Here is a 13,955-nt window from a genome sequence, read left to right on the forward strand (position 1 = left end):
GGCTCGACCGGCTCATGCGGCTGCCGGGGGGCTTCCACTCCCGTGGTTAGGATGTGCCGGACATCTAATTGACGCTGTGTCCCACCTGAACAGGGCTGTAAGCTGGTTAAAACCAAGGGCCACTGCTCAAAAAAGCCGGCGCAAAAAACGCCGGCTTTTGGATTGTTATAGACTGTTGCGATCAGCTTAGAGCAGCATCAGGTCTTGTTCATTTTCGATGTCGTCTTCCTGCGGCATGGTTTCGTCCATGGTGTCGTTCATGGTGTCGCTGTTTGAGATCATCGACATGAAATCCTCTGCATCATCGGGCTCTTCTTCGATTGTGAAGAAGATATGCTCGAAGTTCTCGAAGCTGATATCACCGACCTGACCCTCTTCTGGGCCACCGTTGACGAAGAACTCACCGACGGGTCCAACCGCAGGCAATTCACCGTCTGGCGAGGTGCCGCTGAAGATATCCGAGAGCATATAGTCACTCTCGGGGCCGAAGCTGATGTAGTTGCCATCCTCAGGGAAGAAGTAGCCAGTGGCAGTGTCGTCGAGCCCTTGGATATCCTCTTCGATGCTGTTTTCGCCGACCGCAGTGGTGAAGGAGATCTTGTCATCCTGGCCCTCAATCTCGGCACCGGAGAAGTGCTCGATGCTGTTGACCCCGTCGCCTTCTAGCGAAGGATACTTGGTGACATCGCCGTTACCGTCATCGTCGACATAGACAACTATGTGGCCTTCATCATCGCCTTGGTAGGTGTCGTCACCGGCACCACCAAAGATTTCGTCAAGGCCTGTCGATCCTTCGATCGTGTCGTCGCCGTCGCCGCCGCGGATCACATCGTTGCCGTCGCCGCCATCAATGTCGTCGTCGCCAAGGCCAGCATTGATGGTGTCGTTGCCACCATTGCCTTCGATGACGTCATCAATGCCGTCTGTGCCGTCAACCTGGTCGCCTTCGCCATCGTCGTAGCCCGGATCCATGGCTTCGCCTGTATCGGCCCCGTCAACCACACCGTCTCCGCCTGTGACCTCATCGACTTCGACAGAAACCGAAGCGGTGTCTGTTGCGCCGTCAGAGTCCTCAACCGTGTAGCTGATGGTGTCGGTTCCGGTGAAGTCCGCATCCGGCGTGTAGTCCAATGTGCCATCATCATTGATGGTCACGGACCCATTTGACGCCGACGCTGCGATGACATCAAGGTCGTTGCCGTCTTCGACATCGCTGTCGTTGGCCAGCACGTCGATGGTGACGGTTTCGCCCTCATCTGTCGTCGCGCTGTCATCGACCGCCTCTGGCGCATCGTTGATAGGTGCGACGTCGACCGTTGCTGTGCCTGTTGCCGTGTTCCCGTCGGGATCAGAGACCGTATAGGTGATCTGGTCTTCGCCGTTGAAGTCGGGGTCTGGCGTGTAGCTCAGCGTGCCATCGTCGTTGATCTCGACCTCTCCGTTTGGTGCTGTGGCCTCAGTGACCACAAGCTCTTCCACGGGGGTGTCGGGGTCGGTGTCGTTGGCCAACACGTCGATGATGACGCTGTCGTCTTCGTCCACATCCGCTGTGTCAGGGTTGGCAACCGGAGTTTGATCAACCGATGCGACAGAGACCGCGACCGTGGCCGTAGAGGTGGCACCGGAGGGATCGCTGATCGTGTAGGTGATCGTGTCCGTTCCGGTAAAGCCTGCATCCGGCTCATAAGACAGGGTGCCATCGTCGTTGATGTCAACAATCCCGTTGGGGGCATCGGCGTCAATGACCGAAAGTTCCTCGGGGGTATTGTCGACATCGCTGTCGTTGGCCAGCACATCGATGGTCACCGGCGTCTCTTCGTCGGTGGCGGCTGTGTCGTTTTCTGCCTCTGGCGCATCGTTGATAGGTGCGACGTCGACCGTTGCTGTGCCTGTTGCCGTGTTCCCGTCGGGATCAGAGACCGTATAGGTGATCTGGTCTTCGCCGTTGAAGTCGGGGTCTGGCGTGTAGCTCAGCGTGCCATCGTCGTTGATCTCGACCTCTCCGTTTGGTGCTGTGGCCTCAGTGACCACAAGCTCTTCCACGGGGGTGTCGGGGTCGGTGTCGTTGGCCAACACGTCGATGATGACGCTGTCGTCTTCGTCCACATCCGCTGTGTCAGGGTTGGCAATTGGTGTCACTTCGCCTTCGACAACACTGACCGTGACGATTGCCGAGTCGGTGTTCCCTTCGGGATCCGTGATCGTGTAGGTGATCGTATCGGGTCCGGTGAAGCCCTCGTCTGGCTCATAGGACAGCGTGCCATCGTCGTTGATATCGACGATGCCATTCTCGGCGTCGGCATCAACCACATCGAGATCGGCCAGCGGTGTGTCCGGGTCGGTATCGTTGGACAGAACGTCGATGACTGTGACGTCACCCGCTGTTGCGCTGGCTGTGTCGTCCACCGCATCAGGTGCCGATGTGCCGACATCGGCGGCACCGGTCACATTGACTGTTACTGTCGCTGTATCTGTTCCACCGTTGCCATCGGAAACCGTGTAGCTGACTGAGGTTTGGACAACTTCGCCATCTGGCGTGTCGGCAAAGTCACCGTCCACGTCACGGAAGCGCACAGCCCCGTTTGCACCGATGCGGATCTGACCACCGTTGTCGGCATCCACCCAGGTTCTCAGGTTCGAAGACCCATCGATTTCAACAACACGCAGCGCGTCATCGTTAGGATCGGTGTCATTGGTCAACAAGCCCTGAGCGCCATTGGCAAGACGGACATTGCCGCCGCCATAGCCGTCCATGTCAAAGTCAAAGGCATCGTCAACCGCATCCGGTTCGTTGCTGCCTGTGTCAGGATTGACAGTCACGGTCACAGTCGAGGTGTCCTCGTTCCCGTCCGGGTCAGTGATCGTGTAGTTGATCGTGTCCTCTCCGGTAAAGCCCGCATCCGGCTCATAAGACAGCGTCCCATCAGGGTTGATGTCTACGATACCATTCTCGGCTTCGGCGTCGATAACGTCGAGTTCTTCCACTGGGGTGTCTGGGTCGGTGTCATTGGCCAGAACGTCAATCTCGACAACGCCTTCTTCGGTGACTTCCGCCGTGTCAGGATTGGCAACAGGGCTGGTGTCAACCACGTCATCAACCAGAACCTCTTCGATTTCCGAGAAGTTGATCGTGACGGGTTCGCCATCGTCGTTCAGGTAGGTTGCCGTGCCCGCCTCTGGATCGTCTTCGTCAAAGACGACATCAACAGGGCCAAGGCCGGTCAGGTCCAGAACGTCACCAATCCGTCCGTCGGGGTTGTTGGTCGGATCAATGAGTGCTTCTTCGTCATCTTCGCCGCCAATCACTGTGATTGGTGCCGTGCCGCTTTGGGTTGGATCGACAAAGAACTCGTCGTCGCCTGCGCCGCCCAGGGCGGTGTCGCCGGTGCCGACGGTGATGTCGTCGTCCATTGCGCCGCCGTCGAGTGTGTCGTCACCCTCGCCGCCGTCCAGCGTGTCGTTGCCGTCACCGCCCATGATGTCGTCGTCGCCGTCGCCACCATCAAGAAGGTCGTCGTCGCCGCCACCGTCAATGGTGTCGTCTTCACCTGAACCTGTGACCGTGTCGTCGCCGTCGCCGGTGGACACGATGCAGGGGCCAGCCATTTCAGGGCCGGTCACTTCATCGTCACCAGAACCGGTGACCACCTGTTCGATTTCCTCAAAGGTGATGTCAGGCGTGCCGTCATCGTCCAGACCGTCCACGGTGCCAGCTTCGCCATCTTCAGGTTCAAAGGTCACGACCAGATCTTCGGTCTGATCGCTCAGATCAAGAATGTCGCCCTCGTCGCCATTTTCGGGGCCAGCCGGATCACCGGTTGTGCCGTCCGAGCCACCGTCGATGGTCACATCAACATCTGGTGTGGTGTCGGTTGGATCAACCGTGAAGACATCGTCGCCAAGACCACCTTCTGCTGTGTCGGCACCGCCAACCGCGATGTCGTCGTCGCCGTCTTCACCTTCGAGAAGGTCGTCGCCCTCGCCACCGGCCAGAGTGTCGGCCTCTTCGCCACCCAAGAGCGTGTCGTCGCCGTCGCCGCCGTCGAGATCGTCATTGCCTTCGTTGCCAAGCAGCGTGTCATCACCGGCACCGCCGTCAATCACATCGTCATCTTCGCCGCCAAGAACAGAGTCGTCGCCAAGGCCTGCGTCAATTGTATCAGGGCCGCCGTTGCCTTCGATCACATCATCAATGCCATCGTCGCCGTCGATCTGGTCACCTTCGTCGTCGGTATAGCCGGGGGCCATGACCTCGCCATCATCAAGACCGTCGACCACATCATCCGCTTGCGGATCGGTCAGAACCTCTTCGATTTCCGAGAAGGTGATTGTGACTGGCAGACCATCGTCGTTGATGTAGGTCGCTGTGCCCGCTTCTGGATCGTCGTCGTCATAGGCCACGTCCACATGGCCAAGGCCGCGCAGGTCAAGTGTGTCGCCATCGCCGCCATTGGTCGGGTCGGTCAGGTCTTCGCCTGTCTCGCCGCCGATTACGGTGATACCATCGGTGCCGGGCTCGCTCGGATCGACAAAGAAGTCGTCGTCGCCGCTGCCGCCAAGTGCGATGTCGCCTGCGCCAACGGTGATGTCATCGTCATCGCCGCCACCATCAAGTTCGTCTGCACCTGCGCCGCCGTCAAGTGTATCGGTACCGATGCCGCCCAAGAGGGTGTCGTCGCCCGCGCCGCCATCGAGAAGGTCGTCGTCGCCGCCGCCATCAACAAGGTCATCACCTGCGCCTGCGTCGATGGTGTCATCGCCGCCGTTGCCTTCGACCACATCGGCCTCGTCGGTGATCAGATCGCCGCCGCCATCGGTGGGATCATTGGCGTCGTCATAGCCAACACCCATGTCTTCACCGGTGTCTTCGCCGTCAACCGTGCCGTCCGGGATCGGGGCCGCGGGATCTTGCAGGATCGTTTCGATGCCTTCGAACTCGAGCGTGGAGCCGTCTTCAAAGGTGACTGTACCGGTCTGCGCGCCTGCATCGTTTTCATCAGCAACCGCATCAACGGTCACGTCACCCGCGCCGCGTAGATCGAGCACGTCGTTGTCGGTAGTCGCATCAGGGCCATTGCCACCGTCGATCACATCGCCTGCGCCTTCGGCGGCGCTGCCGACGATGATGGTGTCATCACCACCTTCACCAAAGATCGTATCTTGGCCTTCGCCGCCTGTGATGACATCTTCACCACCCTCTTCAGAGGAGGGAGTTAGGCCGTCTGGATCAATAACAGGCGTTACATCAATGTCGCCGACGCCGATCCAGCCGATCACGGTCGACGAGTCATCGCCCGGCTCATGGATGATCTGCAAAGACGAGATCGGCCCGTCGATATGGACCTGCACGTTGTCGGGATTGTTGCCGTCCAGACGGTAGGTTGATTGGCTGTCGTTGCCGTCAATCGTATTGCCGCGCACGTCCACACCGCCGTTGTCCACGTTGCCGCCCGAGAATGTGACAGGCACTTCGTTGCCATCGGCGTCAAGCGCAACGACGCGCACCTGATCGTCCCAGCCTGCGCCTTGGTTCACGTCATAGAGGGTAAAGCTGACGTCAGAGACCGGCGTGTCAAATTCAAAGTCGAGGGTGTTGCTCTCTCCGCCGACTTCGGGGCCGGAATAGAACACGTTGTCTGGTGTGGCTTTGCCATAGGTGGTGCTTGAGGTGGTCCGGATGAATCCGTCCAGCGAAACATCGGTTGTGACGGCTCCATCCTCGGACGCAAGCTGACCACCGGACATGTCAGAGATGTCCAAAGTTGTTGCATCGCCTGTCAAAGGGACACCGTTGTCGCCAAAGATCAGGTCGTCACCTTCGCTACCATCAATGGTGTCATCGCCGACGTCGTCGCCACCGTCATCAATTGTTTCAAGAAACTGGCCATCAGCCCAGTCCCCGCCCATGACAATGACGCCGTTTGTAACGTCTGAAACATGATTGATTTCAAAGCTTCTGATGCCGCTATCGTTTGAATCCAATAGATGGCGGAACGAGTTGAAAGCGTCTGGGTGCGCGCCGTCACCTGGAACCATGAAGGTGTTGCCATCCTCATCGCGGATCATCTTCATTTGGACGAGTGGGAACTCTGTCCCGTCGTTCATCGTGAAGTTGACAGTGGCGTTGTTGACCATGACGAGGTCCTGAGGACCTGTCAGGCTCGACGAAACCGAGGTATCCACACCGTAAATGTCCGAACGCTCGATGTCGATAATACCAACATAGGATTGGTTTCCGCCGGTCAATGATAGTTCATCTAGGCCGAATGTGCGATCGGTGCCAGCGCCATCTTGGGAAAAGGATACGCCATCCAGGGCGCGAAAATCACCGCCCCCCCCAGCGGAGCCGTTGTAATTAGGGTGCGCCAGAAGAGGGATGTCATTGCCAAGGTAAAAAGCGTCTGTGGAAAAATCAAAAGTGTCAAATTCGGATTCCGCGCGGACGCGATCATAACCGCCGCCGGTTGACCCTGGGCCATCGCCCAGCGTGGTGCCAAGAGTAACTGATCCACCGCCTGATGTGCTGTCGGATCCATCGCCATAGATGGTGTCATCGCCCGCGTTACCATCAATGAGGTCATCACCCGCACCTGCGGTGATGGTGTCCTCAACGAGTGAACCTGTGATCGTGTCGTTGCCGGGTGTTCCTGGGATGATGGGCATGAGGTGATCTCTCTTCTACTGTTTTGATGCCACTCGAGAGGGCAATGCGGGCGACACTTGCAAAAGGTCGCATGAACGGGGGCGCTCTGGATGCCATCGCATCAGAACGAGATTCAGGTTTGGGTGCCTGTAAAGGCGTAAGGGGAGTGCTTGGCGTGGCCGCGCCAAAGCAGAGCTAGAGCGTTATTTGGCCCTGCAATCGTCAAGCAATCGGAACCGGGTTTTGCGCAATATGCGCGGCAGTCTTACAGAGCGATGGCGTCGTAGCATCAGACTCTCCTTACAGTTTTCAAAACCCCGAGCAGACGGGGATCAAAGCTTAGCGTCCATCAGGCTTGTATAGGCGTATGGCGACCACAAAGGCTGATGCGATATCTTTTGTTAAACGGATCAAAGAGTTGTGGGAGGGGGGAAGTCATAAGCTTTTCTTAAAACGTGTATTTTTGTCGTAAATTTGATTCACGTTGCGCGCACTGCGCTTGGCGTTGCTGATTTGCCGGGAATTTCCGTCGCGACAACTGAATACTGTTTCCTGATGTCGTGAAATTTAGTTTGCGACACTTGGCGTCAATTGCGCTGAACGCAAAAATAGGTTTGCGCCTAGGGGGCCGCGTAAAGTGTCGAAACAATGGCTTTAATCAGACACCATTTTTTCATAATCCACGGCTAATTAGGTTTGTTCGCATCGCGTCACCACCGGCAGTTTGGCTAGGACGAATAAAAGCTGTCATGGTCCAGGAGATAAATTTGCAAAAAGACCCTACTGTTTCCAACTTTTTGGTCCGATTTTCGGATGGCGGAACCTTTGAGACCACTGCACGTTCGGCTTCGGAGTATCTTCTCGATACCTGCTTTATCCGATTCTTGTTCCTCTGTGTGATGCTCTACGGCATCTTGATGCATCGTGATGACATCTCCCAGCTGGACACATACACTCAGGTGTTGTTGTGGATAATTTTGTTTATTGTAACCGCTGCCTGGCTTGTTTTTAGTGTGAATTTGAATTTGTTCTTGGTGAGGCGTGGATACGTTTCACATGTTTTTACGCCCGCACTCATCTTTCCTATGGTGCCGATCAACATCATCGCGGCAGGCTTTGTTGCGGAATTTTTAGGGGCTGAGTATTGGTTGGCCTTTCCCGAGAATGTGGCACCGATTGCACAGAACCTTTTGGCAGCTGTATGTTTTGACATCTTGCATGGGCGTTACGTTGCGCCGACCCATCCAACATTTGTGCCGCCGGTTGGACGTAAGACCTCTTTGGAGGACAGACAGGACATTCAGTTCGCATCAATGGCGACGGCATCAGATTACGGCCCCGCACCAGATGAGAGAGACCTGACATCCACCGAGATGCAAAGCTCGGAAATTGATAATAATATTCCCGAGTTTTTCGTCACAATTTCAGGACAACGATTGGATCTTCGCGACATCGTCTATTTGCAGTCCGAAGACCACTACCTCAAAATTCAACAAGTCCACTCGAGTATGATGCTGCGCGGCAGGCTGAAAGAAACGGTCGAACAATTGGACCACCGTCTTGGTATCCAGATCAACAGATCTGTCTGGATTGCCTTCGCCTCGGTCAAGAGCGTGGAAGAGAATGATGCCGGATATTTGGAGGTCACCCTCTTGGACGATACTACATTCAAAATAACCAACTCTCGCAAAATGATGTTCTTGCAAAACTACAGACTTTATAGCTTCGAGATTTCCGCGTAATTTCAGCGCGGCAGGCCGCAAGATACTTTGGTTTTCTAGTGGCACACTCCAAGGGAGCGCGCCTGGCGCTTTTGTTGTGTCAAAGGGGGTGCCCCCGCCCTTCTGCGGTCTTGTCGTGATCGTTGCGGCTCTGTTTTGCTGTAGACGTCGTGAAACTGCTCAACAGAGGATGAGGGGCTCATGTCCCTTCGTACCAGATCACGCTGCTCTCGGTCTTTTGGTGGGCGAGGGCCTGAAAAGGCGCGATGGGTGTGCAAGCGGGGCGATCATCCTCCCGTCACGCCTGTCAGCCATGCGTGGCAACGCTAAGATCAAGCCCGATACCATGCCCGACGTCCTGCACGATGCTGTGCCGAAAACCGCGCTCGCGCAAATGAGGCACAGCGTTTCTAACGAGTTCGGGCCAGACGGTCGTCGGGCCAATGCCATTGCGCCGGTCCTGATCGAAACGCTGTTCTTTAAGGTGCAAAAGATCGAACCGCCCAGCGTCGGCGATGGTGACCTTATTCAGCAGATAGGGGGCACCACCCAGTGTTTTGCCGAGCGTAGCCAGCCCTTCTTGACTTCAATGCGGCCGAATTTGCCAAGCCTGTCTTGGGCCGCTCCCCTTCGGTTAAGGTGAATTTCCCAACGCAGGGCGCAGATTCACCCGTTTCGATGAAGGGCGCGGGCATTTGTATCGTTCTCGGGGTTGATGCCGCCGGTGTCTTCGGGGTGTGGGGGGCGAATTCACAGTCACGCAACATAGCCTCGTTGAACTTTGCAATTGCTTCGGCGTTTTCTTGGCCCATATTACTTTGGCGGCGAAGAGAACGGCTGACGACTGGAGCAGGTTTTCGAGAACTTCGGGGATCACACTCATCCCGCGCTGAATGCCCAGAGTGCAGGACAGGACTGCCGGAACCCCGGCTTCTGCGGCATCCTTTTTAATCGCAGTCATGCCAAGCTTTTCCAGTTCAAGCAGCAGTCCTTGGCATATGGCGACCTGTGCTAGGTCGTCCCTCCATCCGATGAAAACCACCTGCCGACAGGGCACGATAGTGCTCGCCATCAGCGCCGACGCTTCAGGACGCGGCGGCGCAGATTGAGCGTGTTTGGGACGAGGAATATGGCCGGTGGCACAGGCAATTTGTCAGTGCATCAGACCGCAACCTGATGGCACGAGGGAGCGTCTTTGGGGCAAAGTACCAGACAAGCGTGTTCTGCTCTGGTAACGGGGCATCTGGAACGGCTGTAGGCGTCATCCTCAGAGGGCCGAGGCAATTCTGACTGGTGTTGCCACGCCCGACAGCCCGCACTTTGAGCGTGCGTGGCGCAGGTGGGGTTTGGAATACCTTATACGTCGGTTCGTTTTGTCGCCGTATGTCGGTGAGACACAGCTAGCCGCTGCGCTGTGGTTGCAGGCGTTTCGTTAGATAGCCTGCTACGGCGACGGTGAACACGATGCGAAACAGATGGTGGGTGGTGACTTGGATCGGTGCAAAACCCAGGCTCAGGGCGACCAAGCTCATTTCGGTGACCCCACCGGGGGCAAAGCTCAGCAAAAGAGCTTCGAACGTGCTCGGGACCAGATACGACAGTCCGAGAGCAAATCCAGAGGCAATTGCCAGGGTCACGCCGACTGAAAGCACCCCAAGCCTGAAAGCGGCGAACAAGCGCCGCAGTGTAGAGCGTGCGAAGTTGGTGCCAAGCCCCGCTCCAACCACGAGTTGCGCCAGATTCAACAGGCCTGCAGGTCCGTGAAGGTCGGCTATCCCCGTCGCCTGAACGCCTGCGGTCAAGGCGAGCGGTCCGACAAGGTGGCTCGCGGGGAGGCGCAGCACGGTGCCAAGCCACATGCCAGCCGGGACGAGCAGCGCAATCAGCCCCCAATCGTGCCAATCCGATGCGCCTCGGTCGATGGTCACCCCTGCCGCGCTACCGACGGTTACGCCGGTGGCCAGCCAAAACAGGGCCGGCACCGTAACGATGACTAGAATGATACGGACGAAATGTTGAATGCTCAGCGTTTCAACGTCACCCCCGGCTTTTTCCCCCAAGGTCACCGCTTCGATCAAACCGCCGGGCATTGCAGCGTAGAGGGCTGTGATCCGATCATAGCCACCGATCCGCTGAAAAATCAGGGTGTTCACAGTCTGGGCTATGGCGATGAACACAACCATGGCGGAGAGGGTCACGGCAAGACTTGGCCCGAGTGCCAGCGCCTCGGCGGTAAAGGTTGAGCCGATCATCACGCCAATGATCGCGATAAAGCTTTTGCGCAGGGTGGGAGGAAACCAGAGCTGTTTGCCGGTGCGGCCATAATGCGTGAGCGAAACCGCCGCAGACGCCGATAAACTGCCGAGCAAAAACGGGATCGGCAATCCAAGTGCGCGCGCCACCATTGCACCAAGAAGCCCCGATCCAAGGATCAGGGCCAATTGAAGGGCTTTGCTGCGCAATTCGCTCATTCCGCCGGTGGGGCAGGATGGATGAACGGCCACGGAGAGGCGTCGCCGCCGCGCTCGATCGGCACTTCGATCACCACCGGGGCATTGGCATCCAGCGCGTCTTCCAGCGCGGCTTTGAGCTCATTCGGGGTAGTGGCGAGAACACCTTTGACGCCAAAGCTCTGTGCCAAAGCGACGAAATCAGGGTTTTCGAGATCCGAGCCCATCAGTCGGTTGCCATAGGTGGTTTGTTGGTCGCGGCGTACATTTCCGTAGGCGGAATTGTTGAACACCACGGCAACCACGTTGATGCCATGTTGCACAGCGGTGGCCAATTCCTGGACACCGAACATGAAACCGCCATCGCCCGAGACTGAGATCACTGCCTTGTCGGGGTTGGCAACCTTGACGCCTAGCGCTGTGTTGAAGCCGAAACCGAGGTTGTCTTGGTAGGCGCAGGTGACGTATTGGCGCGGCGCGTAAACCGGGAAACACATGCGCGCGGTAAAGCCGACCTGACTGACCTCTTCGACAAAGAAACCGTCGCGGGGCAGCACGTCGCGGATCACTTTGAGGTAACCCTCTTGGGGTTGCACCGAAGCCAACGCCTCTGTCGCGGCCTCGGACAAGGCGCGGTATTCTTCGGAACGGTCCGGGCGATCACCAACTTTGTCTTTCAACGCGGCGATAAGCGCGCGGGTTCCTTGGGCTGCATCTGCCACCAAACCGAGCTCTGGCTTGAGGCGCACAAACTCGGTGGGATCAATGTCGATCCGCAAGGTCTTGAGGCCCTCAGGGAACCAACGCCAGCGGAAATGCTGCAATTCCAACCGCGAGCCGATACCGATCAACAAGTCACATTCGGGCCAGAATTTCCACGCTGCCGGGGGCAAAAGCGCGAGGTCGTCATCTTCGGGCATGACACCCTTGCCCTGCCGATGCGCCGTTACGGGCGCTTGCAGGAGCCGTGCCAATTCCTGCACCTCATCGGAAGCGTCCCAGGCACCGCCGCCGACCATGATCATCGGGTTCTTGGCCGCCGCAATCATCTCTGCTGCGGCAGCGATGTCGTCAGGATCGGGCAAAGGCGCAGGGCGCGCCGCGGTTGCGGTTGGTTCGGGAACCTCGGCCGCCATTCCAAAGACGTCCCAAGGGGCCTCAATGCCGACAGGGCGTTGACGTCCAGAGGTCATCTGGCGAAAGGCTTCGGCCATGGTCTCGCCCGCTTCGGTCGGGTGGTCGATCCGGTCGGCCCATTTGGTCAACCCTTTGAGCGTGGCAAGGTGATCTGGCAGCTCATGAAGCTGGCCGCGTCCTTGGCCGATCAGATGCGACATGATATTGCCGGTCACACACATCACGGGCGTGTTCCCACCATAGGCCGTGCAGAGCGCAGCGCCCGAGTTCAAAAGGCCCGGACCGGGAACCACAGTATAGACTCCGGGCTTGCCAGACGAGCGCGCATATCCATAGGCCATATAGCCCGCGCCCTGTTCGTGGCGGGTGTGGATGAAGCGTATGCCGTCTTCGCGCGCGAGGGCGTCGTTGAAGTCATACATATGCGCGCCCGGGATACCAAACACGGTGTCGACGCCATTGGCTGTCAGAGATTTGGCGATCACTTCGCCGGTAGTGAGCTTGGTCATGTCGGTTCCTTACTTAGCGATCGAGAGAACTTGCACTGTGGTGTATTCGCGCAAACCTTCTTCGGAAAATTCAACACCGATGCCTGATTGTTTCACGCCCCCCATGGGAACGGTGGGGTTCAGAACGGCGTGACGGTTGACCCATCGTGTACCGGCCTGCAGCTGTTTGGCGATCTCGGTGGCCTCTGCGGTGTCGTTTCCCCAGACCGACGCGCCAAGTCCAACCTCAAGGCTGTTGGCGGCAGACACGGCCTCATCTATGGTTTTATAGGCGATGATCGGGACGACGGTGCCAAATTGCTCGTCACGCACCACGTCCATCTCAGCCGTACAGCCGGTCAAAACGGTGAGCGGGTAGAAATAGCCGGGCCCATCAGATGCGGAGCCACCGGCCAGCACTTTTGCACCTTTGGCTTTGGCGTCCTCGACCATGGCAGACACTTTTTTGAACTGCATCTCATTTGACAATGGGCCGATCAGGTTGCCCTCTTGCATGCCGTCCCCAACAGGAATGGCCGAGACGAATTCGGCCAATGCCGCGCCAACGGTTTCGACGTCATCTTCGTGCACATAAAGACGCTTGAGGCAGGAGCAAGTCTGGCCCGCGTTGATGAAGGTGCCCCAAAACAGGGGCTCGATCAGGGTGGATATATCGGTGCCGGGCAGGATGATGCCAGCATCGTTGCCGCCAAGCTCCAGCGTCAGTTTTTTCAGGGTTGGGCCGGCGCGTTCCATGATCCGGCGGCCGGTCGGGATGGACCCGGTGAAGGTGATCTTGTCGATATCGGGGTGCGACGAAATCCGATCGCCGACTTCGGCATCACCAGTTACGGCATTCAACACACCGGGCGGCAGGATGCCTGCTGCGTTGATCAATTCAACCAGTTTCAGGGTCGACAGCGGGGTGTAGGGGGATGGTTTGATGACGACGGTACAGCCAATGCGGATCGCTGGCATGATGTGCCAGATGCCAATCATCAGCGGCCAGTTCCATGGCGTGATTGAGGCAACCACACCCACCGGCTCGCGGTGAAGCTCGACGCGCTCTTCGTCGTTGTCAATCAGCACTTCAGGCTCAAGTGACAGCCCGGCGGTGACGCGGGTCCAGCCGACTGCGCCGCCGACTTCGAAATTGGCACCGGGGCCGGTTTGCGGTTTGCCTTGCTCTTGGGTGATCAAGGTGGAGAGTTCAGCGGCATTGGCCTCGATCAGATCGGCGATCTTGTTCAAGGCGTCGGCGCGTTCCTGGTCCGGGGTTGCGGCCCAGCCTGGAAAGGCCGAACGGGCCGCTGCAACCGCCGCGTCCAGGTCGCTTACCGTCCCAAGCGCACAGGTGGCTGCGCTGTCGCCAGTGGCGGGGTTGATGACCTCAAAGGTCTCTGCAGTCTGAGCCGGTTTGCCGTTGATCGTGAGTGCGAAAGTCATGTGTTTCCTCCCGGTATTTTTGGTTTTGCGACGACATTTGCTGCCGTGTCAGGCCGAAGATGCAAAAAGC

6 protein-coding genes are annotated in these 13,955 nt (G+C 57.7%); 2 read left to right on the forward strand and 4 right to left on the reverse strand.

Annotated elements, in window-relative coordinates:
- Positions 1 to 186: 186 nt before the first annotated feature.
- Positions 187 to 6,663: an Ig-like domain-containing protein gene (locus ACRBB0_RS23205; RefSeq protein ID WP_431376855.1), complete on the reverse strand. Its 6,477-nt coding sequence runs from the start codon at positions 6,661 to 6,663 to the stop codon at positions 187 to 189.
- A 747-nt stretch (positions 6,664 to 7,410) separates the two neighbouring features.
- Here ACRBB0_RS23205 and ACRBB0_RS23210 point away from each other — a divergent pair.
- Both ACRBB0_RS23210 and ACRBB0_RS23215 read left to right on the forward strand, forming a co-directional pair.
- Entirely contained in the window at positions 7,411 to 8,385 is a 975-nt protein-coding gene (locus ACRBB0_RS23210; protein ID WP_431376856.1) for a LytTR family DNA-binding domain-containing protein, read from the forward strand.
- A 292-nt stretch (positions 8,386 to 8,677) separates the two neighbouring features.
- The gene (locus ACRBB0_RS23215) at positions 8,678 to 9,007 is read left to right on the forward strand and encodes a hypothetical protein (protein WP_431376857.1); all 330 of its coding nucleotides are present in this window, start codon (positions 8,678 to 8,680) and stop codon (positions 9,005 to 9,007) included.
- Positions 9,008 to 9,764: 757 nt separating this feature from the next.
- On the opposite strand, the gene ACRBB0_RS23220 is transcribed toward ACRBB0_RS23215, so the two are convergent.
- Genes ACRBB0_RS23220 through ACRBB0_RS23230 form a run of 3 tightly spaced genes read right to left on the reverse strand, consistent with a single transcriptional unit; the run spans position 9,765 to position 13,885 of the window.
- Positions 9,765 to 10,835, reverse strand: a complete 1,071-nt coding sequence (locus ACRBB0_RS23220; protein ID WP_431376858.1) for an AbrB family transcriptional regulator — start codon at positions 10,833 to 10,835, stop codon at positions 9,765 to 9,767.
- Entirely contained in the window at positions 10,832 to 12,460 is a 1,629-nt protein-coding gene (locus tag ACRBB0_RS23225) for a thiamine pyrophosphate-dependent enzyme (protein WP_431376859.1), read from the reverse strand. Before ACRBB0_RS23225 ends, ACRBB0_RS23220 begins: the two co-directional genes overlap by 4 nt.
- 9 nt (positions 12,461 to 12,469) lie before the next feature.
- On the reverse strand, positions 12,470 to 13,885 hold the full coding sequence (locus ACRBB0_RS23230) for an aldehyde dehydrogenase family protein (protein ID WP_431376860.1): 1,416 nt from the start codon (positions 13,883 to 13,885) through the stop codon (positions 12,470 to 12,472).
- Between the last annotated feature and the right edge of the window lie 70 nt (positions 13,886 to 13,955).

Source organism: Pelagimonas sp. (genome assembly GCF_050633425.1).
Classification (GTDB): Bacteria; Pseudomonadota; Alphaproteobacteria; order Rhodobacterales; family Rhodobacteraceae; genus Pelagimonas.